22 protein-coding genes are annotated in these 24,324 nt (G+C 71.4%); 11 read left to right on the forward strand and 11 right to left on the reverse strand.

What is annotated here, in order from left to right; all coding sequences use genetic code 11:
* Positions 1-6 precede the first annotated feature (6 nt).
* The gene (locus ACSHXC_RS36680) at positions 7-1,650 is read left to right on the forward strand and encodes an ABC transporter substrate-binding protein (protein ID WP_438295649.1); all 1,644 of its coding nucleotides are present in this window, start codon (positions 7-9) and stop codon (positions 1,648-1,650) included.
* Between the two features lie 15 nt (positions 1,651-1,665).
* Here the strand turns inward: ACSHXC_RS36680 and ACSHXC_RS36685 are convergent, their stop codons facing one another.
* Positions 1,666-3,081, reverse strand: coding sequence for a pyridoxal-phosphate dependent enzyme (locus ACSHXC_RS36685; RefSeq protein WP_438295650.1), 1,416 nt, complete (start codon positions 3,079-3,081; stop codon positions 1,666-1,668).
* Positions 3,082-3,366: 285 nt separating this feature from the next.
* On the opposite strand from ACSHXC_RS36685, the gene ACSHXC_RS36690 reads away from it, so the two are divergent.
* Entirely contained in the window at positions 3,367-3,726 is a 360-nt protein-coding gene (locus ACSHXC_RS36690) for a peptidase inhibitor family I36 protein (RefSeq protein WP_438295651.1), read from the forward strand.
* Positions 3,727-4,075: 349 nt separating this feature from the next.
* Here the strand turns inward: ACSHXC_RS36690 and ACSHXC_RS36695 are convergent, their stop codons facing one another.
* From ACSHXC_RS36695 to ACSHXC_RS36705, 3 genes are all read right to left on the reverse strand, one after another.
* The gene (locus ACSHXC_RS36695; RefSeq protein WP_438295652.1) at positions 4,076-5,506 is read right to left on the reverse strand and encodes a hypothetical protein; all 1,431 of its coding nucleotides are present in this window, start codon (positions 5,504-5,506) and stop codon (positions 4,076-4,078) included.
* Between the two features lie 131 nt (positions 5,507-5,637).
* Positions 5,638-7,020, reverse strand: a complete 1,383-nt coding sequence (locus ACSHXC_RS36700) for an amidase (RefSeq protein WP_438295653.1) — start codon at positions 7,018-7,020, stop codon at positions 5,638-5,640.
* Between the two features lie 84 nt (positions 7,021-7,104).
* Positions 7,105-8,028: a LysR family transcriptional regulator gene (locus ACSHXC_RS36705; protein WP_438295654.1), complete on the reverse strand. Its 924-nt coding sequence runs from the start codon at positions 8,026-8,028 to the stop codon at positions 7,105-7,107.
* A 137-nt stretch (positions 8,029-8,165) separates the two neighbouring features.
* Here ACSHXC_RS36705 and ACSHXC_RS36710 point away from each other — a divergent pair, with 137 nt between their 5' ends.
* Positions 8,166-9,416: an MFS transporter gene (locus ACSHXC_RS36710; RefSeq protein WP_438295655.1), complete on the forward strand. Its 1,251-nt coding sequence runs from the start codon at positions 8,166-8,168 to the stop codon at positions 9,414-9,416.
* A 17-nt stretch (positions 9,417-9,433) separates the two neighbouring features.
* On the opposite strand, the gene ACSHXC_RS36715 is transcribed toward ACSHXC_RS36710, so the two are convergent.
* Positions 9,434-10,264: an alpha/beta fold hydrolase gene (locus ACSHXC_RS36715; protein WP_438295656.1), complete on the reverse strand. Its 831-nt coding sequence runs from the start codon at positions 10,262-10,264 to the stop codon at positions 9,434-9,436.
* A 180-nt stretch (positions 10,265-10,444) separates the two neighbouring features.
* On the opposite strand from ACSHXC_RS36715, the gene ACSHXC_RS36720 reads away from it, so the two are divergent.
* Positions 10,445-11,290, forward strand: a complete 846-nt coding sequence (locus ACSHXC_RS36720) for a PhzF family phenazine biosynthesis protein (protein ID WP_438295657.1) — start codon at positions 10,445-10,447, stop codon at positions 11,288-11,290.
* A 10-nt stretch (positions 11,291-11,300) separates the two neighbouring features.
* Here the strand turns inward: ACSHXC_RS36720 and ACSHXC_RS36725 are convergent, their stop codons facing one another.
* Both ACSHXC_RS36725 and ACSHXC_RS36730 read right to left on the reverse strand, forming a co-directional pair.
* Entirely contained in the window at positions 11,301-11,696 is a 396-nt protein-coding gene (locus ACSHXC_RS36725) for a tautomerase family protein (RefSeq protein WP_438295658.1), read from the reverse strand.
* A 130-nt stretch (positions 11,697-11,826) separates the two neighbouring features.
* Positions 11,827-12,744 carry a glutaminase gene (locus ACSHXC_RS36730; protein ID WP_438295659.1) on the reverse strand — a complete coding sequence of 306 codons (918 nt, stop codon included), beginning with the start codon at positions 12,742-12,744 and terminating at the stop codon, positions 11,827-11,829.
* A 256-nt stretch (positions 12,745-13,000) separates the two neighbouring features.
* Here ACSHXC_RS36730 and ACSHXC_RS36735 point away from each other — a divergent pair, with 256 nt between their 5' ends.
* Together ACSHXC_RS36735 and ACSHXC_RS36740 are read left to right on the forward strand one after the other, a co-directional pair.
* Positions 13,001-14,401 carry a cytochrome P450 gene (locus tag ACSHXC_RS36735; RefSeq protein ID WP_438295660.1) on the forward strand — a complete coding sequence of 467 codons (1,401 nt, stop codon included), beginning with the start codon at positions 13,001-13,003 and terminating at the stop codon, positions 14,399-14,401.
* A gap of 270 nt (positions 14,402-14,671) precedes the next feature.
* The gene (locus tag ACSHXC_RS36740; protein WP_438295661.1) at positions 14,672-15,571 is read left to right on the forward strand and encodes a bifunctional helix-turn-helix transcriptional regulator/GNAT family N-acetyltransferase; all 900 of its coding nucleotides are present in this window, start codon (positions 14,672-14,674) and stop codon (positions 15,569-15,571) included.
* A 501-nt stretch (positions 15,572-16,072) separates the two neighbouring features.
* Here the strand turns inward: ACSHXC_RS36740 and ACSHXC_RS36745 are convergent.
* On the reverse strand, positions 16,073-16,762 hold the full coding sequence (locus ACSHXC_RS36745) for a FadR/GntR family transcriptional regulator (protein WP_438295662.1): 690 nt from the start codon (positions 16,760-16,762) through the stop codon (positions 16,073-16,075).
* A 182-nt stretch (positions 16,763-16,944) separates the two neighbouring features.
* Between ACSHXC_RS36745 and leuA the strand changes: the two genes are divergently transcribed.
* The 3 genes from leuA (at position 16,945) to ACSHXC_RS36760 (ending at position 20,547) form a co-directional block, all read left to right on the forward strand.
* Complete coding sequence (leuA, locus tag ACSHXC_RS36750) at positions 16,945-18,747, forward strand: 2-isopropylmalate synthase (RefSeq protein WP_438295663.1); 1,803 nt, start codon at positions 16,945-16,947, stop codon at positions 18,745-18,747.
* A 2-nt stretch (positions 18,748-18,749) separates the two neighbouring features.
* Positions 18,750-19,559: an ABC transporter ATP-binding protein gene (locus ACSHXC_RS36755; protein WP_438295664.1), complete on the forward strand. Its 810-nt coding sequence runs from the start codon at positions 18,750-18,752 to the stop codon at positions 19,557-19,559.
* 91 nt (positions 19,560-19,650) lie between these two features.
* Entirely contained in the window at positions 19,651-20,547 is an 897-nt protein-coding gene (locus tag ACSHXC_RS36760) for an aminoglycoside phosphotransferase family protein (protein WP_438295665.1), read from the forward strand.
* A gap of 93 nt (positions 20,548-20,640) precedes the next feature.
* On the opposite strand, the gene ACSHXC_RS36765 is transcribed toward ACSHXC_RS36760, so the two are convergent.
* Complete coding sequence (locus ACSHXC_RS36765) at positions 20,641-21,963, reverse strand: aldehyde dehydrogenase family protein (protein WP_438295666.1); 1,323 nt, start codon at positions 21,961-21,963, stop codon at positions 20,641-20,643.
* A gap of 177 nt (positions 21,964-22,140) precedes the next feature.
* Positions 22,141-22,491 (reverse strand): PRC-barrel domain-containing protein, encoded by a 351-nt coding sequence (locus ACSHXC_RS36770; RefSeq protein ID WP_438297048.1) that lies wholly within the window; start codon positions 22,489-22,491, stop codon positions 22,141-22,143.
* Between the two features lie 255 nt (positions 22,492-22,746).
* Here ACSHXC_RS36770 and ACSHXC_RS36775 point away from each other — a divergent pair, with 255 nt between their 5' ends.
* Positions 22,747-22,995 (forward strand): DUF5133 domain-containing protein, encoded by a 249-nt coding sequence (locus ACSHXC_RS36775; RefSeq protein ID WP_438295667.1) that lies wholly within the window; start codon positions 22,747-22,749, stop codon positions 22,993-22,995.
* 10 nt (positions 22,996-23,005) lie between these two features.
* On the opposite strand, the gene ACSHXC_RS36780 is transcribed toward ACSHXC_RS36775, so the two are convergent.
* A complete protein-coding gene (locus tag ACSHXC_RS36780) occupies positions 23,006-23,791 on the reverse strand; it encodes an Lrp/AsnC family transcriptional regulator (RefSeq protein WP_438295669.1) in 786 nt (261 codons plus the stop codon).
* Positions 23,792-23,928: 137 nt separating this feature from the next.
* Between ACSHXC_RS36780 and ACSHXC_RS36785 the strand changes: the two genes are divergently transcribed.
* Positions 23,929-24,291: a VOC family protein gene (locus tag ACSHXC_RS36785; protein WP_386157532.1), complete on the forward strand. Its 363-nt coding sequence runs from the start codon at positions 23,929-23,931 to the stop codon at positions 24,289-24,291.
* Positions 24,292-24,324: the final 33 nt, after the last annotated feature.

Below are 24,324 nucleotides of genomic sequence, written 5' to 3' on the forward strand. Positions count from 1 at the left end.
GTGTCCATGCCACCCGCTGTAGGCAACCCCCGCTTCGGCCGGCTGCGCCGTCACCCGGTCCTCTCGCTGCTCGCGGCGCTCGTGATCCTCACCGGCCTCGTCTTCGGCGGCCGCTGGGGCTACGACAGGCTTTTCCCGCCCTCGCTGACCTGCGGCACCGGCATGACCGAGACCGGAACCCCGCTCGCCTGCGCGGGCGTGAACATCGACAGCGGGCCGTTCACCGACCACGAACCCGCCCGGATGCGGGAGCTGGAGCACATGGTCAAGTCGGCCAACGACGCGGTGAAGGGCCCGTACACCAGCGTCGTCCTGATGCTGGACCTCTCACCCGTGTCCGACGTGGACACCCTCACCTACGACTCCCTCTACCCCAACATCGAGGGCGCCCTCACCGCCGTGTGGCGGGCCAACAACACCGCCGCCTACGGCAGTACGCCCGCCGTCAAGCTGTACCTCGCCAACATGGGCAGCCAGTACGCCTCGTGGGACCACACCGTGGCCGAGCTGAAGGAGCAGATGAGCGCCGAACGCATCTCGGCGGTCGTCGGACTCGGCCAGTCCACCGAGCAGACCCGGCGCGCCGCCGCGGCGATCTCCACGCAGCTACACATTCCCGTCATCGGATCGACGGTGACGGGCGATTCGATGAACCTCGACCCGGCCGACCCCACCGGCAAGAAGCAGATCGTCGACATGTTCCGGGTCTCCCCGACCAACGCGGACTCGGTGATCGCCGCGAACCAGTACGTGTCCACCCTGAAACCGGCCGTGACCTCACTCGCCGTCGTCGCGGACAGTGTCACGGGCGACGACTACACGCAGACGCTCGCCGAGGCGGCCAAGACCAGGTTCAAGGCGCCGAACCGCACCGTGACCGTACTTCCGTACACCTCGCCCAGCGATCTGCCCGCCGGATCAGGCCGCCAGGACTACCTGGTCCAGCAGTTCAACCTCATGCACGCCAACCTGTGCCAGGCCGCCCCGTCCGTCGTCTACTTCGCGGGCCGGGGCCGCGACCTCGGGGCGTTCGTCGAGAACTGGGTGCAGGGCGCGCCCTGCGGGATTCCCCAGCTGCACATCCTCGCCGGTGACGACGCCTCGGAGTCCATCCACGACAAGGGCGTGCTCAACGGCATCGCGTCCGGCCGGGTCACCGTCGCGTACACGGCGCTGGCCAGCCCCGACGAGTGGGGCAAGGACTGCCCCGGCTCCGACGCCAAGCACAACTACGACCAGTTCTGGGCCGCGTTCACCGGCCGCCCCGACCCCTGCACCGGCCAGCCGCTCACCGCCGACAAGGAGGTGGCGACCCTCACCTTCGACCCGGCCGATCTCGGCAGCGGGCAGGCCATGCTGACGCACGACGCGGCGGTGGCGGCGATCAGCGCGGGCCGGCGCGACGCCGTCGGGCTGAAGAATCCGGGCCTGGAGACCGGCATCCTGCACCAGTTCTACTGCGCCCAGATGCTGCCCGGGGCGAGCGGCTGGCTGTCGTTCCGCACCGACGGCACCCCGGCGGGCAAGCCCAGCCCGGTGGTCCAGCTCGGCTCCGACGGCTCGACCAGGACGAGCGCCCTCACCTGGCCCGACGGCACCCCCAACCTCAGCCTCCCGCAGCGCGGCGGCAAGGGGGCACCCGGCTGCTGAACCTCGCAAGATCGCTCACCGAGGGGTGGGGAGGAGCGCGCGCAGATCGGCTGCATGGATGAGGGTCCGCGCGCAGCCGTCGCGCAGGACGACCGCGGTGTCCTGGGCGTGCCCGGTCAGTGTGCCGAGGGCCGCCGCGGCGGGTTCGCCGTAACCGAAGTGGGGGAGCGGCGCTTCGAGGTGGTCCGACAGGGGATCGGCCGGGCTCGCCGTGCCGTCGTGCAGGGCCGATTCGAGTGCGGCGAGGGTGACCGATCCGGTGAGCTCGGGCGCGGTGGGCCGGCGGTCGGGGCCCGCCGGGCAGGGGCCGGCCGGCAGGACGGGGTCCGTGCCGCCCTGCTTCCTGGCGCGGAGCACCTCCAGCGCGTCACCGACAGAGGTGTGGGTGTTGAGGTAGGGCAGCGGTGAGGTGTCGTCGGCCATGGGCGCGGCGTCGGCCACCCTGGGGCCGCTCGCGTCGCCGTCGAGGAAGCCCAGGCGTAGCATCCAGGTGTCGTTGAAGTACTTGGACAGGTACTGCCTTCCGGAGTCCGGCAGGATCACCACCACGACGGCGTCGGGCCCGGCATCCGCGGCGACCCGATGGGCCGCGGCCAGCGCCGTACCGGAAGAACCACCCACCAACAGCCCTTGTTCGCGGGCCAGTTGGCGCAGGGTGTCGAGGGCCTCCCGGTCGGCGACGGGCACGATCCGGTCGACGACGGCGGGGTGGTAGGACGTGGGCCAGACGTCCTCGGCGGTGTCCGGATGCAGGAAGTGTCCGGCCGCCTCGATGAAGTAGGGGCGGCCGTCGCCCCCGGAGTAGACCGACGAGGCGGGGTCCGCCCCGATCACCTCGACGGCGTGGTCGCTGACCTCCTTGAGGTAGCGTCCGGCCCCGCTGATCGTTCCGCCGGTCCCGATGCAGGACACCAGATGCGTGACACGCCCCCGGGTCTGGCGCCAGATCTCCGGCCCGGTGGTCAGGTAGTGGGCGTCCGGGTTGGCCGGGTTGTCGTACTGGTTGGCCAGCCAGGCACCCGGCGTCGTCTCGGCGAGGTGGGCCGCGAAGCTCATCGGGTGGTCGGGATGCTGCCGCGGCAGCCCGGCCGGCTTGACCACCACCTCGGCGCCGAACGCCCGCAGGGTGTCGACCTTCTCGCCGCTGACCCGGTCGGAGACGACCACCACGATCCGGTACCCCTTCTCGGCCGCCACCAGCGCGAGCCCGATGCCCGTGTTGCCGGAGGTGGCCTCGACGACGGTCCCGCCGGGCCGCAGCAGTCCGTCCTGCTCCGCCTGCTCGATCATGCGCAGACCGATCCGGTCCTTGGCGCTGCCCCCGATGCTCAGGTACTCCAGCTTCGCGTAGACAGCGGCGGCGCTGCCGGTGCGGATCCGGACCAGCGGGGTGCCGCCGACGAGGCCGAGCGCAGACTCATACACATCCATCGCGTCCATTACGGCACCTTAGCCAATGGCCGCGCGCCCAAACTCCGTGCCGGGCCCGGTGAGTTGGGCCGTACGGCAGGGAACGGGCGCCCGGTGTCCGGAGGGTTTCCCTGTTTCCTGTTCCCGGGGTCAACGGGAAACCCGTCGACCCGGCGCCGAACGGCCGACAAGACTCCTGGCACCGGGTCGGACGGACATCCGATCCGGGACGCCCTCGGGGCAAGGAGCCCCATGAGGGAGCACGGTCGTACCGGTTCATCGTCATCGTCAACGAGGGGAACTCCCATGAAGCTGCGTTCCTGGTCCTTGGCCTCCGCTCTTTCCCTGACCGCCCTGCTCATGCCCGTCACCAACGCGGTGGCGGCGCCCGCCGCCCCGGCCGCGCCCTCCTGTACGCAGGGGTCGATCTGCTTCTACACCGGATCCCGTTACAACGGCCGGAGCTGGGAGTGGGTCGCCAAGGACGGGTACCACGACATGCCGGCCGACTTCCACGACAACGTCGGATCGTTCGTGGCCAGCGTCGACGGCTGTTTCATCAACTGGGACCCGAAGGAGACCCGGGTGGTGCGCAGCGGCGACAACCGGATCGACTACGGCTCCGACTTCGGCGGCCGGATCGACGGCGTGGGCCCGGGCTGCTGACCATGTCGCCCGGCCGTCCCGGAATCGGCAACGAAAGTTGCCGCAGCCGCTCGACGGGCGCACGCTCCTCCGCATGAGCGCACACGGCGATTCCGCACACGTACACGCACCTGGACACGGGCATGCACACGGGTGCCCTGATCCCCGGCGGCCTGCTCGCGGTCGCGGAGGGCGGTCTGCGCGGACGCGCCGGAGGGCATCCTGCGCCGCCCCGACGCGTTCCTCCTTGCCGCCACCACGGTCCACACGGGCGTACGCCCCGCTTGGCGGCGGATACTGGGCACGGCGGCCGGATCGTCAACTCGTCGCCGTGCCCAGGGAGTTGAACCATCAGGTCCGCACGGTGGGGCTATCGCTCGGCGTGCCCCTTCGCCAGTGACCACTCGCGGTGGAGGGTGCCCAGCGGGATGTGGTGCTCGATGACCGGCGTGCCGAACAGGGAGAGCTGGAGATTGAGCCGCCCGCTGAGGTCGAAGCCGCCGTACACCGCCCAGGACGCGGACGCCGAGGCCTTGCCGTCGCTCGACGCGTTCGCCTTGGCGTCGACCTCGCCGCGCAGATAGGGCGCGAAGTCGGCGGTGACGCCGACGGCCCCGTACAGGCCGACGGAGGCTTCGGCGCCGAGCGCGCCCTTGACCTGTCCGGCGGCGGTGACGCTCGCGTTCACCGGCGTGCTGTGCACGGCCGACGTGCTGACCGGGGACCAGCCCTTGCCTGCCGCGTAGCTGCCGCCGACGCGGAAGTCGCCCTTGACGTCCTGCTGTACGTCGAGGGCGACGTGGCCGTCGGCCTCCACCTGCACGTAACAGGTCAGGTCGAGGTTGACGACGACGGGCACCGGGCCCACCTGGATGACCGGCGCGCTGTGCAGCTTGGCGAACGGGATCCGCTTCGGTGCGCCGGCGCTGGCGGCGGCGCGGCCCTTGAGCGCCCACTGCGAGGACCAGTCACCGCTCATGCCGAGGAACGCGGAGCTCAGACCGAGCCCGCCGTCCTTGCTGCCGTCGTACGAGAACTCCACCTGGGGAGCGAGCTGCACGAAGCCGGAGACCGAGGCCCCGGCGGAGGCAGGGGCGTCCTTGGCGGTGTCCACGGCGGCGTTCACGTCGAGGCGCAGGTTGCCGAGGGGGAGCTTGGCGCCCTGCGGGCCGAACCGTACGCCCTGGCTCTTCGCGTAGGAGAAGGTGACGCCCTTCATCAGGGGCACGACCGAGACGGAGGCCGGGTCGACCGGGACCTTGCCGTCGGCCTTGTCGTCCTTGAGGACCGAGGCAAGCGTCGTGGAGGCGGTCTTCACCTCGGTGCCGCGGTCGTTCTTGCCGACGACCTCGGTGACCTTCGCGAGCAGGCCGTTGGGGGCGCCGGGTGCCGGCGCGCTGGCGATGATGTCGCCCACGGCGACGGGCTTGTCGACCGGTTTGTCGGTCGGTGCGCCGGCTGTCTTGCCGGGCGCGGGGGAGTGGCTCGGCTTCGCGGTCGGGGCGGACGGGGCCGTGGCTATGACGGCGCGCCCGCTCGCCTTGTCGTACGAGGCGACCTTGAGGGAGGACTTCTCGGGCTGGCCCTTGCCGGTACGGGTGCGGGCCAGCGGCGTCGGCGCGGCCGAGCCCTGCGGGGCGGCGTTCACGTCGAGCTGCTGGCTGCCGTCCGACGTCGCCGCGGGAGTCGCGGCGCTTCCCGGTCCGGCCGCCGCGCTGTGGCCGGGCGAGGAGCAGCCCGTACCGGCCAGCGCGAGGGCGGTCAGGCCGGGGAGCAGGAGGCGTCTGGTGAGCATGCGCACGTAGGTGTGACCTTCGGGTTGGGGGGTGGCCGTTACCGACAGGTAACGTGAAGGTGATCATGCCATGTGCACACGCCCGTGGTCATCTTCGGAGCCTGCCAACTCGCCTGCTGAGCAGGTCCGTTGAAGCTTCATCTACGAGGGGAGCCGGACACCTCCATGGGTGCGGTGCGCCGCCAGGGGTGGAGCTCCTCCAACTGGGCTGCCAGGTCGAGCAGTTGATGCTCCGCACCCGGTCGTCCGACGAGCTGGACGGAGCCCGGCAGGCCCGAGGGGAGCGAGCCGAACGGCACGGCGAGGGCGGGCCGTCCGGAGAGGTTCCACGGCGGAGTCATCGGCGAGCAGGCGGTGTTCACCAGCACATTGGCCAGCCAGCCGCGCTCGTGCCAGGCATCGGCCGCCGGGCCCGGGCGGGCAAGGGCGGGGGTGACCAGCGCGTCGTACTTCTCGAAGAACGGGTCAAGCCGCTGATTCAGCGCTGCCCGGTGGTCGGTGTTGAGCATGCCGAGCCGTCCGGCAAGGCGTCCGATCGCCGCGTGGCGCCGGGTGCGGGGCGCGAGCAGCCCCGGGTCGAGCGCCCGGGCGTCCTGCGCGGTGCCGCCCGTCCAGCGGGCCAGGATGGTGGTCCCGAAGGAGAGGGGGTAGGGGGGATGGGCGGTCGCCAGGCGGTGGCCGGCCCCGGCGAGGGCCCGGGCGGCCCGGCGGGCGAGCCCCGCGTACGCCGCGCCGACCCGAACACCCGCTAGGGGGCTGCGCGTTGAGAAGGCGATGTCCAGGCCGGCGCCCTTGCCCGGGGATGCGCCCTCGCCGAAGTCCGTGACCGGTTCGCCCGCGAGCACCGAGAACATCAGCCGTGCGTCCGCCGCGGTCGTCGCGAGCGGGCCGTTCTCCGACATGCCGAACCAGCCGCCGCCGAGGTCCACGGGTACCCGCCCGGTGCCCGGCTTGAGGCCGATGAGGCCGCAGTGCGCGGCGGGAATGCGCAGCGAGCCCATGCCGTCGTTGCCGAGCGCGATCGGCACGAGGCCCGCCGCCACCGCGGCCGCGCTGCCCCCGGACGAGCCGCCCGCCGTGCGCGAAGGATCCCAGGGGTTGCGGGCGATGCCGTGCACTCCGTCCGTGGTGCCGAAGACGCACAGCTCCGGTACGTGGGTGAGCCCCACCACCACCGCGCCCGCCGCGCGGAGCCGGGCCACGGTGACATGGTCCTCGGCGGCCGGTGTCCCAGAGGTGGCCGCCGAGCCGTTGCGGGTGCTCTCGCCGCGTACCGGCAGATTGTCCTTGATGGCCACGGGCACGCCCGCGAGCGGCAGTTGGCCGAGATCCGCCCGCGCGCCGACCGCGTCCGCCTCCTCCAGTGCGGCGGCCGCACGTACCACGCGGAACGCGCCGACGCGGCCGTCCACGGCGGCGATCCGGGCCAGATGGTCGGCGACCACCTCGCGGGCCGTGGCCTCCTTGCGGCGCACCGCCTCGGCTGCCTCGACGGCGGTCCGGCCTGCCCACTGGGTCACGGTGGCTCCTCGCTGCTGGCTTGGTCACGAAGGCTGAGGAGGTCACTGTGTACGGCCGTGCGGCTTCTGTCGATACCGCGATCTTCATTCGGCCCAACTGGGCTTCCAGGCAAGGGAATTGGAATGGTGGTGCTGGGCGAGATGGCTGCGCAGCGCGGTGAGTGCCGGGTGTGGGTTGTCGCGGTGCCAGATGAGGGAGTGCGGGTAGACCGGCGTCGGGTCGACGAGCGGAATGCGCCGCAGGCCCTGGTCCGCGGGCCAGGCGAAACGGGTCTGCTCGCCGACGAGGGTCGCAAGCGTCGGGGAGTCGGCGATCGTGTCGAGCAGCGGCTCGGTGCCGAAGTCGGGGCCGGTCGCCTCGATGGTGAGCCCGAACGCGGCGGCGAGGTCTTCGTAGTACGCCGCCCACTCCGTTCCGGCAACCAGGCCGGGCATCCAGATCCGGTGCCCGGCGAGCTCGGCGGGCGTGACCGAGCGGGCGGTGGCCAACGCGTGGTCCGGTCCGGTCACGAGCTGCACGGGTTCGTCATGGACCCGGGCGGTCCCGATCCCCTCGGGCAGCTGCCGCTCGGCCAGGGTGACCGCGCGGAAGGACGCGTCGATCGTGCCGGAGAGGACCGCGGCGAAGGCGGCGTCCGCGTCGAAGAGAGTCACCACGTCGAGTTCGGCCCCGGGGTGCGCGCGGTGGAAGTGGCGCAGCAGATCGGCGGGTGCGAGCCGCCGCCCGATCACGTCGACACGCAGCGCGCGGCGGCCGGGCCGGACCGAGGCCGCCGCCCGCTCCTCGGCCTGCAGCAGAGCCCGGGCATGGGGCAGGAACGCCTGCCCGTCCATGGTGGGCCGGGCCCCGCGCGGGGTGCGGGTGAACAGCCGCACCCCGAGCTCCTTCTCCAGCGAGGCGATGCGCTTGGAGACGGCCTGCTGGGTGATGGCGAGATCGGCGGCGGCCTGCTGGAACTGGCCCGTGTCCGCGACAGCGACACAGGTGCGTACGGCGTTGAGATCCACGCCGGGCGACCCTAGTGCACAATTTCTGGTTGTGGCTCGGCGTCCGGGTGGTTGTTTGACCGGCGCGTGGGCCGGCCGCTTTGATCTCGCTGGTCAACGCGAGGTTGTTCGGCAGGGCGGCGAAGGGTGTGCGGGGCATGGTGGGCAGGCGGTCGCTCGGGCGGCAGTTCGGGTGGCTGTGGGCCGCGTACGGGGTCAGTACGGTCGGCACGATGCTCGCGTTCGACGCGTTGCCGATCATCGCCATCCTCGTGCTGCACGCCGGGCCGGCCGCGGTGTCGGCGCTTGCCGCCACCGGGCTCGCGGTGGGGGCCGCGCTCGCGGTGCCGCTCGGCCCGTGGGTGGAGTTCCGCCGCAAAAGGCCGGTGATGATCGCGACGGACCTGATCCGGTTCGCGACCCTGCTGAGCATCCCCGCCGCGTTCGCGCTCGGCCTGCTCGGCTTCGTCCAGCTCGTGGTCGTGTCGGTCGTCGTCGGCGCGGCCGACCTCACCTCCAGGGCGGCGAGCGGCGCCTGCCTCAAAGCGCTCGTACCGCCCGAGGACCTGCTCGTTGCGAACGGCCGGTTCGAGTCCACCAGCTGGACCGCCACCATGATCGGACCGCCGCTCGGCACGGCCGCGATCGGGCTGTTCGGGCCGGTGACCACGGTGACGGCCGACGCGGTCAGCTATCTGCTCTCGGCCCTGGGGATCCGGGCCATCGGCGGGCAGGAGGAGCCCCCGCCGAAGCGCGCCGCCCCACCCTCCGTGCCGCGGCGGGGCGAGCTGCTCGAAGGGTGGCGGTTCATCCTGGCGCACCCGGCACTGCGCCCGCTGTTCTTCAACGTGGCCCTCAACAACGGCCTGATCATGGCGACCGCACCGCTGATGGCCACGCTGATGCTCGGCCCCCTCGGGTTCGCGCCCTGGCAGTACGGGCTCGCGTTCGGCGTCCCGTGCATCGGCGGGCTCATCGGCTCCCGGCTCGCGCGCCGGCTCGTCGCGCGGTTCGGGCAGCACCAGGTCATGTTCACGTCCGGGATGCTGCGCGCATGCTGGGTGATGTGGCTCGGGTTCGTCGGCCCCGGCTTCGCCGGCCTCGTGCTCGTCGTCCTCGTCGAGCTCGGGCTGATCACGTGCTGCGGGATCTTCAACCCGGTGCTCGCCACGTACCGGCTCGAACAGACCGGGACGGACCGGGTCGCCCGCACCCTGTCCGCCTGGTCGGTCACCACCAAGGTCACCACCGCCGCCACGACCGCCCTGTGGGGCGTGCTGGCCGGCCTGACCGGACCGCGCACCGCGATCGCCGCCGCCGGTGTCCTCATGCTCGCGACCCCGCTCCTCCTTCCCCGCCGGGCCCGTACGCCGATGCGCGAGGGGGAACCCGCCCCGAGCGGCACCTGAGCCCCCTCCGTTCGGCATCAGCGACCGCTGAACTCCCGCAGGTCCGCGTTGAGTCGCTCGGCGTGCGTCACGTACAGGCCGTGGCCCCCGTTCTCGTACTGCGTGAAGGTGCTGCCGGGGATGAGGGCGGCGGCGCGGCGGCCGGTGAGGTCGATGGGGGCGGAGGCGTCCTGGTCGCCGTGGATCACCAGCGTGGGGATGTCGATCTTCCGTACCTCGGGGGCCATCTCCAGGGTCTCCAAGTTGGCCACGAGGGCGGTCGCGGCCCGGGCGGTGGCGCCGTGACAGTCCTGGATCACCTTCTGGACGTACGCGGCCGAGACGTCGTTGCCGGGCAGGCCGAGGGCGAAGTAGGCGTCACCGCCGGTCGCGAAGAACTCGGCGCGGTCCCTGCGGAACGTCTCGTTGGCCGCCGCGATCGCCTCGGCGGGCAGCCCTTCCGGGTTGTCGTCGCCGCGCACGATGCCCGGCGCCATGCCGGCCACCAGAGCGAGCCGCGCCACCCGCCCGCTGCCGTGCCGGGTCAGATACCGCACCGCCTCGGCCGTGCCGAGCGAGTGCCCGATCAGGGTGACGTCGCGCAGGTCGAGGTGGTCCAGGAGCGAGCCGAGGTCGTCGGCGAGCGTGTCCAGGTCGAACCCGCCCCAGACGTCCTGTGACCTGCCGTGCCCGCGCCGGTCGAGGCCTATGCAGCGGTAGCCCTCGGTGGCGAGCGGCAGCATCTGGAACTCCCACATCTCGGTACCGAAATAAGCACTGTTGAGGAAGACGAGGGTGGGTCCGTCGGCCGGTCCGTAGTCGATGAAGTGGAGCTCGGTTCCGTCGGTGGCGGTGGTGAAGTACGGCATGTGCATCTCCCCGTCGTGTGGTGGGACCGGCCGCTGCGGTGCGGCGTGTTCGTACTGTGGCCCAGGGTGGGGGTCGTGCGCGATTACGTGTGGGGTAATGGCTCTCGCCGAGCCTGTGCCAGTCCACTCGCCATGAGGTGGCCTTGGTGGGACGCCGTCCGCTGTCACTAGGTTCTCGGCATGCGATTTCACCTGGTCGACGCCTTCACCGACCGTCCGTTCTCCGGGAACCCGGCCGGTGTGTGCCTCCTGCCCGCCGGACAGTGGCCCGAGGAGGTGTGGATGCAGCGTGTCGCGGCCGAGATGAACCACTCGGAGACCGCGTTCGCCCTGCCGTTGCCCGGCTCCGACGAGGCCGACTGGGCCATCCGCTGGTTCACCCCGCTCGTCGAATCCAGGCTGTGCGGCCACGCCACCCTGGCCACGGCGCACGTGCTGCGTACGGAACGGGGGCTGCTCGGCGCCGTCCGGTTCCGCAGCCGGGGATACGGGACCCTCGTCACGCATGCCGCCGCGGAAGGCGGCATCACCCTGGACTTTCCGGCCGCGCCGGGCACTCAAGTGCCCATCCCCGCAGGCTTGTTGGAGGCGTTGGGAGCCGAGCCCGAGGCGGCGTTCCGTTCCGCCGCGCTCGGCGATCTGCTGACGGTGCTGCCCTTCGAGGCCGCCGTACGCACACTGACTCCCGACCTGGACGCCGTGGCCGCGCTGACGCGCCGCGAGGGTCTGCGCGCCGTCATCGTGACCGCCCAGGCGGCCGGGCCCGGACTCGGGTACGACTTCGTCTCCCGCTTCTTCGCGCCGGCCAGGGGCATCGACGAGGACCCGGTCACGGGCAGCGCCCACACCGTGCTCGCCCCGTACTGGTCGGCGCGCCTCGGCCGCGACCGCCTCACCGGCCTCCAGGCATCCGCCCGCACGGGCCTGGTCCGCACCGCGTTGCACGGCGACCGCGTCCACCTCGCGGGCAACGCGGTCACGGTCCTGGACGGCACCTTGCACACCGCTCCGACGGCCATGGGGTAGGCGGGGCAGGTCAGTCGCCGGGGGAGGGGGCGTACTGCGCGGCGCCGTTGCCCAGCGACCAGTCGATCGACTCGTTCTCGGAGAGGGTGACGAAGACATTGCGCGGCTCGGTGCCCGCGTACGCGTGGGCCAGCTCGGCGATGCGCCGGTAGAGGGCCCGCTTCCGGGCGGGCGTCCGCCCGGCGCGCAGGGTGATCGCGACGTACACGATGCCGTGGTCGCGGGGGACGCCGAGGTAGTTGTCGTAGCGCAGGGTGCTTTGGGTCCCGTCGTGCCCGGTCAGGACCTGGAACCGGTCGTCGGGCGGGATGCCGATCGTCTCGACCAGGGCGTCGTGCACGGCACGGCCGAGCGCGTCGAGACGATCGCTGTCGGTCCCCAGCGCGTCGATGCGGACGAACGGCATGTCGGGCTCCCCCTTGGGGTGTTGAGGTCTGGATCCGGGTGTCGTTGCGATGTTCACTGTACATACTAGTAGGTACAGTCAGTGCGTCGGAAAAGGGGCCTCGCCCGGCGGCAAGGCCCCTGATGAAGCGTCAGAAGACCGAGAGGCCCGTCAGCGTGGTGAAGCGGTCCAGGGCGGCGACGCCCGCCACCGAGTTGCCGCGTTCGTCGAGCCCCGGGCTCCAGACGCAGATCGTGCAGCGGCCCGGGACGACGGCGATGATGCCGCCGCCGACGCCGCTCTTCCCGGGCAGGCCCACGCGGTGGGCGAAGTCGCCGGCCGCGTCGTAGGTGCCGCAGGTCAGCATGACCGCGTTGATCTGCTTGGCCTGGCTGCGGGTGAGCAGGGACGAGCCGTCGGCCAGTATCCCGTGCCGGGCCAGGAACCCCGCGGCCCGTGCCAGGTCGGCACAGGACGCGTCCAGGGAGCACTGGCGGATGTACTGGTCGAGGAGGAGCGGGACCGGGGTCCTGATGTTGCCGTAGGAAGCCATGAAGTGGGCGAGGGCGGCGTTGCGGTCGCTGTGGGAGGCCTCGGACGTGGCGACCTGCTCGTTGAAGTCCAGCTGGGCGTTGCCGGACTCGGCGCGCAGGAACGTGCGGAGCGTGTCGGCCGCCGTGCCGGTCAGGGCCTGGAGGCGGTCGGTGACGACGAGGGCGCCCGCGTTGATGAACGGGTTGCGCGGGATGCCGGCCTCGTACTCCAGCTGCACCAGGGAGTTGAACGGGTTGCCGGAGGGCTCACGGCCGACGTGCTCCCACAGCTCCTCGCCCTCGCGTGAGAGGCACAGCGCGAGGGTGAAGACCTTGGTGATGGACTGCGTGGAGAAGGGGTGCTGCCAGTCGCCCACCCCGTACACCGTGCCGTCGAGGTCGGCGACGGCCATCCCGAAGCGCTGCGGGTCGGCCGAGGCGAGGACGGGGATGTAGTCGGCCGGGCGGCCGCGGCCCGGGGTGGCCGCGATCTCGGTGGCGATGCGGTCCAGGACCGGCTGAAAGGACGAGGACACGCTGAACTTGCTCCGGATTCCTGCGACGCTGCACGACTGCAACACCCTACGACAGGGGTCGTGCGGTGGTGCACAGCCGGCGGGGCGGCGTCCGCCGGGGGGCCTCGGCTTGCAAGGGATCCCGGGGAGGGACCCGCACAACCACGAGTGCCCCGGGCGTCCGGGCACTGAGTCCGCGAACGGTCGCCTGTCGCGGGGGAGCGGCGGGTAGGGAGTCGTTACGTTGGGGCCCAACAGCCATACCCGGGGAGTTCCGTTGCCCGTATCCACGCCGCCGCTCAACCCCGTCCGCGGCCCTCGCGGCCTCCCGCCGCTGGGCAACCTCCTCGCCTTCGGGAAGGATCCCCTGGGCTTCCTCACCCGGCTGCGCGACGACTTCGGGGACGCCGTGACCTGGTCCCTCGGGCCGAGGCGCAGCCTGTTCATCTCCCACCCCGCGCACATCCGCGAGCTGCTCGCGGCCCGTGAGGACACGTACGAGATCCTCGAAATCAGCTGGGCGTTCCGGCAGATCACCGGGCAGAGCGTCATTCTCAGCAAGGGCGAGGACTGGCGTCGCAAGCGCTCCCTGGTCCAGCCGACCGTCCGGCCGCGCCAGGTCCGCTCGCACGCCGAGGCCATGGTCGAGTGCGCCGGAGCCGCCGCCGACGGATGGCGTGACGGCGCGCGGATCGACGTCCGCAGGGAGATGGCAGTGATCACCCAGCGGATCGTCCTGCGCACCCTGTTCGGCAACGACCTCGGGCACCAGACCGAGGCCCTGGGCGATGCGATGGACGTCGCCGAGCAGGCGGTGGGGGCCGAGCTGCGCGGCATCGGCCTGTTCCTGCCAGCCTGGGTACGCACTCCCTCCCGGCGGCGCCTGCTCGCGGCGGTGGCCACCATCGACGGCGAAGTGCACCGGCTCATCGGGGAGCGACGAGAGCGGACCGGCGCCGCAGGAGACCCGGCTCACCCCGCCGAAGAGCGCGACGACCTGCTCACCCGGCTCCTCGCGGCCCGCGACGCAGAGGGCCGCCCGCTGTCGCCCAAGGAGGTGCGCAACGAGGCCGTCACCCTCTGGGCCGCCGGTCACGAGACCACCTCCACGGCGCTGACCTGGGCGTTCCATCTGCTCGCCGGTGCGCCCGAGGCCCGCGCCCGCCTTGAGGCCGAGCTCGTGGACGTGCTGGCCGGGCGCCCGCCCGCCATCGACGACTGCGAGCGCCTCACCTGGACCCAGCAGATCGTCAAGGAGGCCATGCGGCTCTACCCTCCGGTATGGCTCATCCCTGCCGTCGCCCGCGAAGGCGCCACGCTGGGCGGCACCCGCATCCCGGCCGGAACCATCGTCTGGTGCAGTACGTGGACCACGCACAGGGACCCCCGCTGGTTTCCGGGGCCCGACCGGTTCCGCCCGGAACGCTGGGACGCCGATGCCCCGGACGTGGTGCCCGACCACGCCTGGTACCCCTTCGGCGGCGGCCCGCGCACCTGCCTCGGCGCCCGCTTCGCCCAGGTCGAGGCGGCCCTGGTCCTCGCCACCCTCGCCCAGCGCTTCCACCTCGACCTGCCCGACACGGAAGTACCCCCACGCGCGGGTCTGCTCCTGCAACCCGCCGCCCCGCTCCACGCGACCCTGCGCCGGGTCAACTGGCAAGTGGAACATGCAGGTTGACCCGGCGACCCATATTCGGATGCCGGACTGACCTCGTCCCGGCTAGGGTGATCCCGTCCAGGTGCGCAGGCAGCGGTTACTTCTTTGGTTGAGCGCCTTCGGGCGTCCGGGTTCGAACCCCGCACACCGCACGCCGCCCTGATCTCTGGACACGTACTCGGCCCCCATCGCTCATCGAGCGGCGGGGGCTTTGTGCTGCGGGTGCCGCGGGTGCCCCTGCTTCGCCGCCCATCGCTGGCACTCCCGCCATTCTCTGACTATGGTCAGAGAATGGACGCAGGGCAGATCGAGCAGGTACGCCGCTTCAACCGCACCGTCACCGAACGCGTGGGGGTGCTCCACGACCGCTACCTCGGCCGCGACCGTCCCATCGGCGAGGCCCGGCTCCTCTGGGAGATCGGCGAGCAGGGTCAGGACGTACGGGGACTGCGTGAGCGCCTCGGGCTCGACTCCGGGTACGTCAGCCGGCTGCTGCGCTCCCTGGAGAGCGACGGCCTGGTGACGGTCGAGCCGCAGCGCCAGGACCGGCGGGTGCGCACCGTCAAGCTCACCGACGCGGGCCGCGCGGAGCGCGCCGTGCTCGACCGGCGCAGCGACGAGCTGGCGGGCTCCCTCCTTGAGCCGCTCAACACCGCTCAGCGCGCCCGACTGGTGGCAGCCATGGCCGAGGTCGACCGGTTGCTGACCGCCGCGACGGTCATGGTGGACGCCGTCGACCCGGACAGCCGCGACGCCAAGGACTGTCTGCGCGCGTACTTCACCGAGTTGCAGGAGCGCTTCGACACGGGCTTCGACCCCGCCCTGAGCCTGCTGCCCGACGCCGGCGAACTCCGGTCTCCGCACGGCCTGTTCCTCGTGGCCCGGATGCACGGCGAGCCGATCGGATGTGCCGGTCTGAAGCTGCCGGCCGGCGCCCCGGCCGAGATCAAGCGCATGTGGGTGGCGCCCGCCGCGCGGGGCCTCGGCCTCGGCCGCCGGTTCCTGGCCGAGCTGGAGGCCCGGGCTGTCGAGTACGGCAGTGACGTACTGCGCCTGGACACGAACAAGGCGCTCAGCGCCGCGATCGGCCTGTACCACTCGTGCGGCTTCGAGGAGGTTCCCGCGTTCAACGACGAGCCCTACGCTCACCATTGGTTCGAGAAGCACATCTCCGGGCCCGCGTCGCGCTGAGGTCGCGTTCTTCGGACAGCCCCTGAACTGCCGCTCCTCCTGGCCGGCGGAGGCCTGCTCTTCCTGCTCGGCCAGCAGGCGGGGGTGCAGGGCCGACGCCGGCGCGCGGCTCCCGTCCGCCCTGCCGAACTGGCGGCGGGGTCGTTCGTCCTCTACGACACGTTTCGCGTCCGGGCCCGCGCGACGATGCCCAGGCGGCCGGATGGGACCCCGTACCTCGAACTCCCCGACTGGCCGCCGGAGCGCACCGGCAAACCCGTCCGGGAGACCGTGTTCAAGGGGGCGATCTGGTACGGGACAGGGGGTGAACCCCACTTCGTGAGACTGGCCGCATCAGGCCGGCGCCCACCCCTGCGATCCCGGGTCCGGGCTCATCTCGAAGGGGGCCTGCGTCCCGTCGTCGACCGCGCTCGCCCTGGTCGGCACCAGTAGCCCGGCTCGCTGTACGTCTGCTTCGACTCTCGGCCGAATGCGGCTGGTTGGGATGATCCACCCAGGCGATCAGGCTGCCTGCAGCTGGGCCAGTGTCTGGCGCAGTTCCTCGCGCAGGGTGCGCCCCGCCGCCTCGTCGTCGCCCTCGGCGATGGCGTCCACCAGGGCGGCATGCCCGGCGTCCGAGTGGTCCGGCTCTTTGGTCCGCAGGTCGAGGAGCTCCACCAGGTCGATCAGGCCCTGACGCAGCGCGGGGACGAATTCGGTGAACAGGGCGGTGAGGACGGGGTTGTGCGCCGAGGCGACCACGGCGGCGTGCAGGGCGATGTCGGCGTCGACGAACTCCGCGTTGCTGCCGCTCACGGCGCTGCGGCGCCCGGCCAGCGCCGATTTCATGGCGGCGAGGTCTTCATCGGTACGGCGCAGGGCGGCCAGCTGGGCCGCCTCGACCTCCATGACCATACGGACCTCGTAGACATCGGCCACGGCCGCCCGGCGGAGCTGGGTGGACCAGTCCTCCTTGGGCTTGGTGGCGATGACGAAGACGCCGGAGCCTTGGCGCGCCTGGACAAGACCCGCCCCGGCCAGTGCGCGCAGTGCTTCGCGCACCGTCGAGCGTCCCACGCCGAGCATCTGCGCGAGGGAGGTCTCGCCCGGGAGCTTCGTCCCGACGGGCCACTCCTCCCCGACGATCTGTTCGCGCAGCCGGTCGGTCGCCTGCTCGACCAAGGGAGTTGGCCGCAGAGCACCCAACGGCATCCGGGGTCACCTTCTTTCAGTTCTCAGGTTGTCTGAGGAGTTCAACTGTGGTTACTGTACCGGCATGTTGCTGCGCGAGCTTCTTCTCGGCTGCCGCTGCGGGGTCTGACACGACCGGCACCCCGCAGCGGGTGTCGGGCTGCGCCGGTCACCGCCTGGCCGACTGAAAGAAGCTCCGTCTCATGACCCCGTCTCATGGCTTCGTCCAGCACGAGGATGTTTCCCGCGCTCCGCGCCCGTCCACCGCCGTACCGCAGGACGCTCCCGCCTGGAATCCGCAGCGCCCGAGCGCGATGCCGCACCACCGGTACCGGCCCGCGCACGAGCGGGTCGCGCTGCCGCTCACCGACCGGACCTGGCCGTCGCGGCAGCTGAAGCAGGCCCCGCTGTGGGTGCCGGTCGACCTGCGCGACGGCAACCAGGCGCTCGCCGAACCCATGGACACCGAGCGCAAGCGCCGGATGTTCGACCTCCTGGTCACCATGGGGTTCAAGGAGATCGAGGTCGGCTACCCCTCGGCGAGCCGGACCGACTTCGACTTCGTACGCCATCTCGCGACGAGCGGCGCCGTGCCCGAGGACGTCACCATCTCCGTCTTCACCCCGGCCCGTCCCGACCTCATCGACCGGACCATCGACTCGATCGAGGGGCTGCCGCACACCCTGGTGCACCTCTACACCGCCACCGCGCCGGTGTGGCGGGATGTGGTTCTGGGGCGCTCCCGGGCCGAGGTGCACCAACTGATCCTGGACGCCGGGACCCATCTGATGCGGCGCGCCGGGCAACTGCGGGGCGCGGACGTCCGGTTCGAGTTCTCTCCCGAGGTCTTCAACCTCACCGAGCCGGACTTCGTCCTGGAGGTCTGCGACAGCATGACCGAGCTGTGGGAGGCGAGCCCGGACCGGCCGGTGGTGCACAATCTGCCGGCCACGGTGGAGATCGCCACCCCCAACGTGTATGCGGACCAGATCGAGTACATGCACCGCCACCTGGCCCGGCGCGACTCGGTCATCCTGTCCGTGCACCCGCACAACGACCGGGGGACCGGCGTCGCCTGCGCCGAACTCGCGGTCCTGGCCGGGGCTCAGCGCGTGGAGGGCTGCCTGTTCGGCAACGGCGAGCGGACGGGGAACGTGGACCTGGTCACGCTGGCCCTGAACCTGTACGCGCAGGGTGTGAACCCGATGCTCGACTTCTCCGACATCGACGCGGTACGCGCGGTGGTGGAGCACTGCAACCGGCTGCCGGTCCACCCGCGCCACCCCTATGCCGGCGACCTCGTCCACACGGCCTTCTCCGGCACGCACCAGGACGCCATCTCCAAGGGCATGGCCCATCACTTGACGCGGGCGGCGGAGCTGGGCGTCCCGGTGGAGCAGGCACCCTGGGAGGTGCCGTACCTGCCCATCGACCCGGGCGACATCGGGCGCACGTATGAGGAAGTCATCCGCATCAACTCCCAGTCCGGCAAGGGCGGTATCGCCCACCTGCTGCACACCCACCACGGCCTGGACCTGCCCAAGGCCATGCGTCCGGACTTCTCCCGCACGGTGCAGCGGGCCACCGACACCAGCGGCCGGGAGCTCTCCCACAAGGACTTGTGGGAACTGTTCCGCACCACCTACATCACACCCGGTGTCGACGGCCACCTCACCCTGGCGTCCTGGGAAACGGGTGAAGTACGCGCGGGCACGCACGGGTTCACATGTGTCCTGCGTACGGAGCGGGAGGAACGCACACTGCACGGAACCGGCAACGGGCCGCTGTCGGCCTTCACCGATGCGCTCGCGACGGCCGGGATCGCGGTCGACATCCTCACCTACAACGAGCACTCCACAGGGACCGGACCGGGCAGCCCCGCCATCACCTACGCCGAATGCCGGGTGGGCGACGACATCTGCTGGGGCGCGGGCTGGGACACCTCCATCCTTTCCGCGTCGGTCCACGCGGTCATGGCCGCTGTCAACCGTGCCGGGCGGGGCTGACCATGGGCGCGACCCCGGTGATCCGGGTGAAGAACGTCGACGTCGTCCGCGACGGCAATCCGATTCTGCGCGACGTGTCGCTGACCGTACGGCCCGGAGAGCACTGGGCGCTGCTCGGCGCCAACGGCGCGGGCAAGAGCACACTGCTCAGCCTGCTGGGGGCGCTCGTGCATCCCACCCGGGGCACGGTCGAGGTCCTGGGGCACGCACTGGGCCGAGTCGACATGCGCCAACTGCGCACGTACATCGGCCATGTCGACCCACGGCATGCGCTGCGCTCTCCTCTCAGGGTCCGTGACGTCGTACTGACCGGGCTGACGAATACGAGCGAGTGGGTGCCGCGCTGGACGCCCACGGCGGAGCAGGCCGCACGGGCCGAGGAACTCATCGCCCTGCTCGGCCTCGGCGAACGCCAGGAAGCGCGGTGGCCGACCCTGTCCCAGGGCGAAAGAGGACGGGCGCTGATCGCCCGGTCTCTCATGCCCAGACCCCGGCTGCTCCTGCTCGACGAACCGGCGACCGGCCTCGACGTCGCCGGACGGGAACAGCTCATCGAGCGCGTCGACGCGCTCCAACTCGCGGACCAGGAGCTGTCGTCGGTCCTGGTCACCCACCACCTGGAGGAACTCCCACCGGGCACGACCCACGTGCTGCTCCTGCGCGAGGGCCGCGCACTGGCCTCCGGCCCGGCGCAGCACGTCCTGACCAGCGACCGGGTGAGCACGTGCTTCGCCCACCCGATCCACCTCACCCGAGCGGACGGCCGCTGGAGCGTACGAGCGGGACGGGCGGCCAGGGAGCGGGTGGGTTGATGGGGCGAGCCGGGGGGTGCAGGGTGGTCGCCCCCCAGCGGTCGCAAAACGGTTTGACCGTCGGCCGCACCCGGCGGTGGGATGGCGGCCCATGAGCGCAGAGCAGATGCACCCCGGTCAGCACCCTCTGGACGACGATCTCGTACGGCGGCTGATCGCCGGGCAGTTGCCGCAGTGGGCCGGGCTTGCGGTGGAGCGGTTTCCGTCCGGCGGGACCGTCAACGCCATGTACCGGCTGGGCGACGACATGGTCGTACGGCTGCCGCTGGTCGAGGGCGGGGCCCCGGACGTATCGCTGGAGCAGGAGTGGCTGCCTCGTCTCGCGCCCCTGCTGCCCACCGCCATTCCCGAGGCGGTCGGCTTCGGGCGGCCCGCCGAGGGGTATCCGTGGCCGTGGTCGGTGTATCGCTGGCTGGGTGGGAGGAACCCCGAGGCCGGAGCGCTCGCCGAGCCCTCGCTCCTTGCCGAGGATCTTGCCGGGTTCGTGACGGCGATGCGGAGCATCGATCTGCCGGGGGCGTCAACCGCCCATCGCGGAGGGCCGCTTGGCTTGCTCGACACCGAGACCCGCGCCGCGATCGAGCAACTGCGCGCCATCCCTCAGGAGGGCATCGACTGCGATGCCGTGACGGCCGTGTGGGAGGACGCCGTGCGGGCCCCGGACTGGGACGGCCCGCCGGTGTGGCTGCACGCCGATCTCATGCCGGGCAATCTCCTGGTGGACGCGGGCAGGCTCACCGGGGTGATCGACTTCGGGTGCCTGGGGACGGGCGACCCGGCGTGCGATCTGTTCCCCGCCTGGAACCTGCTCCCGGCCGGTGCGAGGGACGTCTTCCGTGAGGCCGTCGACGTGGATGACGCGACCTGGAGCCGCGGCCGGGCGCGAACGCTCTCCCAGGCGCTGATCGCGCTGCCCTACTACCGCACGACGAACCCGGCGATGGCCCACAACGCCCGCCATGTGATTCGCGCGGTGATGGGTGGGTGACTGGCAGGGCGAGTAGGGGAATTGAGGGTGCGCGGCCGTGCCCTGGGCGGTCGTCGACCTGTCCAGGGCACGGCACGGCAGGGCACGTGCGGCTCAGGCGAGCGGCTTGTCCAGTACGGACTTGCGGTGGCTGAACGTCTCGATCGAGTAGCGGCCGTGGTAGCTGCCCATGCCGCTCTCGCCGACCCCGCCGAACGGCAGGTCGGAGACGGTCAGATGGGCGAGCGGCAGACCGAACCCGAGGCCTCCCGACGACGTCGCGGCGGCCAGGCGCTCGCGCGTGGTGTCCGAGTCGGTGAAGGCGTACAGGGCCAGCGGCTTGTCGCGGTCGTTGATGAACTCGATGGCCTCGTCGAGGCCCGGCACGGTGACGATCGGCAGGATCGGGCCGAAGATCTCCTCCTGCATGACCGGGGACTTGGGGTCGACGTCGGCCAGAACGGTGGGTGCGATGTACTTGGTGGCCCGGTCGGTGGCGCCGCCGGTCACGGCACGGCCCGAGCCGAGCAGCGAGCGGAGCCGGTCGAAGTGCCGCTCGTTGACGATCCGGCCGTACTCCTCGGAGCTCTGCGGATCGGCGCCGAAGAGTGCCTCGACGGCGCGGGCGAACAGGGGCTCCAGGGCGCGCGCGGTCTCCGGGTCGGTCAGGACGTAGTCGGGCGCGACGCAGGTCTGGCCGGCGTTGAGGAACTTGCCCCGAGCCAGCCGGTCGGCGACCACGGACAGGTCGGCGCCGCGGTCGACGAACGCCGGGGACTTGCCGCCCAGTTCGAGGGTGACCGGGGTGAGGTGTTCGGCGGCGGCCCGCATCACGATGCGTCCGACCGCGCCGTTGCCGGTGTAGAAGATGTGGTCGAAGCGCTCGGCGAGCAGCGCGGTGGTCTCGGGCACGGCGCCTTCGACGACGGCGACCGCGGCGGTGTCGAGATACTGCGGCAGCAGGCGGGCGATGGCCGTGGAGGCGGCGGGGGCGAGCTCGCTGGGCTTGACGACCACCGCGTTGCCGGACGCCAGCGCGCCGAGCATCGGCGTGAGGAGGAGCTGGACCGGATAGTTCCAGGGGGCGATGACGAGGACCACACCCAGCGGGTCGTACTGCGTCCAGGCCGTCGCGTCAGCGCCGAGGTGTGCGGGAACCGGAGCGGACTCCGGCCGCAGCCACTCGGCGAGGTGCTCCAGGGTGTGGTCGATCTCGCGAATGGTGAAGTCGATCTCGGTACGGAAGGCTTCGGTCGAGCTCTTGCCCAGGTCGGCGTGGAGGGCTTCCGCGATATCGGCACCGTGGGTCGTGAGCATCTCGCGCAGTCGGCGCAGCTGGGTGGTGCGCCACTCGACGGGCTTGGTGCGGCCGGAGCGGAAGGTGGCGCGCAGCCGGGCGACGGTCTCGGCGGGCTGTTCGGGGGTGTGGTCGTTCACGGTGCCTCGCTGATCAGTGCCGACCTGACCGCCGGGAGGGTGGCCAGATCGATCCGATTGGTTCGATGCATATGCCAACCATTGAGGTTCGTCAATAAATTCCGGATCGGTGAACATCGGCGGAAAATACTGTGCGTGACTGCCTGGGTGCGGGGCGGCGGCTCGCGCGAGGCGAGGCTACATGTGGGGCTGCCCGTAGTAGCGCGCGAACTGCTCCAGGTGGGAGGGCTCACCGGCGTGTTTGGCCGCGTCGTACTCGGGAGCGCGTTTGATCTGGTCCTTGGTCCGGTTCACATAGACCGTCTCCGTGGTGGCATCGATGCGCTCGATGGTCCCGACCGGCAGGAGTACGTGTTTGCCGAGGATCCACGCTCCGGTGTCCACCACGAGGTGCGCGGCGTCGGCCGCCTCGGAGTGTTTGTCGATCTTTCCGATGTGGCCGTCGGTGGCTTCCACCCGATAGCCGACGAGGTCAACTCCCGCTCGGTACCCAGCAGTTGGCTGAAACTTCCAGATCTCGTCGCTCACCATCGTGCCTCTCCGGTGCAGGTGGACCGGCCGTCGCCGATTGCCGTGAACGTACGTCGGTGGCACGAGTGCTGCATGTCGGCCGCCTCTCGCCCGGTTACTCGGTGTGACGCTCCCGGGTGCGGACCGTGCGGATATGGGGTCACGATGGGAGGCGCTCCAGGGCCGGCCATCGTCCGACGGTGACACCGGCGCCCGGAGGGGCGTCGACGCCGCCACACCTCCCTCGTCCTTCGTCCGATCCCGGAGCAGATGATGCTGTCGCCCCATTGGTACGTCGTCCATGAACTCCTGGCTCTTCTGCGCAGCCGGGAACGCAGGGCCGCCCAGTCTCCGTGGGACGCCCGCGCGCTACAGGCACGGGACGACGCGGCGTACACGCTGTGCGTCCTGATGGGGGAGCGGACCAGGCCCGCCGCCGTGGAAGCAGCCGAGCGCTACCTCGCCCGCAGCCGCGGTGTGGTGCTGCCGAACGTCGCCCTGGCCCCGGACCGGGCACTCTGATGCGGGCGGGCTATGCCCTTGTCGGGAGGTAGGGGCCGGGGCCTTTCAGAGTGCGGTGGATGGGGACGGTCGCCGTGTGGCGCAGGCCGGGCAGGGTGGCCACCGACTCGGTGAGGTAGCGGTAGAAGAGCTGTGCCCCCGCGACATCGATGCTGGCGTACAGGTTGGCCGTGCCGGTCACGGCGGCGGCGAAGGACACCTCCGGGTGCGCGGCGATCGCCGCGCCGGCCTCCGCCAGGCGGGACGGGTCGATCTCCAGCCACAGGGCCGCGCGGAAGTTCTGCTGCAGGACGTCCGGGTGGTACTCGACGTCGAAGTAGAGGACGCCGGCCGTTCTGAGTTCCGCGATGCAGCGGCGCACCGTCGAGAGGGACAGGCCGGTCGCGGCGGCCAGTTCACCGGGCGCCGCACGGCCGTCCCGCGCCAGCAGATCGAGCAGCTGCCGGTCGCTGTCGTCCAGCGTCACCGGAGGTGTTTCGGCCGTGGCCTGCTCCGGGGCGACGGAAGGCGTGAGCTGCGCGACCTGCGCGGCCGTCAGAGGTCCGCTCTTGTTGATGGTGCTGAGGTCCTGACCGAAGAAGACGTGCAACAGGCAGTGCGCCGAGACATCCACCACCTGGGGTGTGCGCGGCAGCTTCTGCAGGAGCGGTGACTCCTCTATTCCGGGACCGCGCGTCCGCACCGAGCAGGAGATCTCGGTGCCGCCCGAGCTGAGGTTGACCCACGTCGTGTCCGTGCGCCGAGCCATCGCCTCGCCGATCGAAGCCGCCGCATCGGGTGTGCACCGTACGCGCACGACCCACAGTGAGTCGCCCCGTCGGGAGGGTGTACCCGAACCGATCAGGAATGGAGAAGCGCGGCCACCGGGCCGCAATTAGCGTGGTCGTCATGAGGCACACCGGGGCGGTGTGACCCACGAATTCAGGAGTGATCATGACCACCACCGGCTCTTCCACCCAGGGAATCAAGACCGTGCTGCACCCCGTCTCCGACCTGGCGGCGGCCAAGGCCGTGTACACCGCTCTGCTCGGTGTCGCGCCGCAGAGCGACGAGCCGTACTACGTCGGCTACGAGGCCGAGGGACAGCAGATCGGGCTGGTCCCGGGCGGCGCGGAGCAGGGCATGACCGGGCCGGTGGCGTACTGGCACGTGCCGGACATCGAGGCGAAGCTCGCCGAGGTGACCGCCGCGGGCGCCAAGGTGAAGGACTCCCCGCGCGATGTGGGCGGCGGCCGCCTGGTGGCCACCTTCACCGACCCCGACGGCAACGTCCTCGGGGTGCTCCAGGACCGATGAGCGCGGACCGCACGCCGGCCGGAGGGGGCACCG

The organism is Streptomyces sp. HUAS TT7 (assembly GCF_051550175.1).
GTDB lineage: Bacteria > Actinomycetota > Actinomycetes > Streptomycetales > Streptomycetaceae > Streptomyces.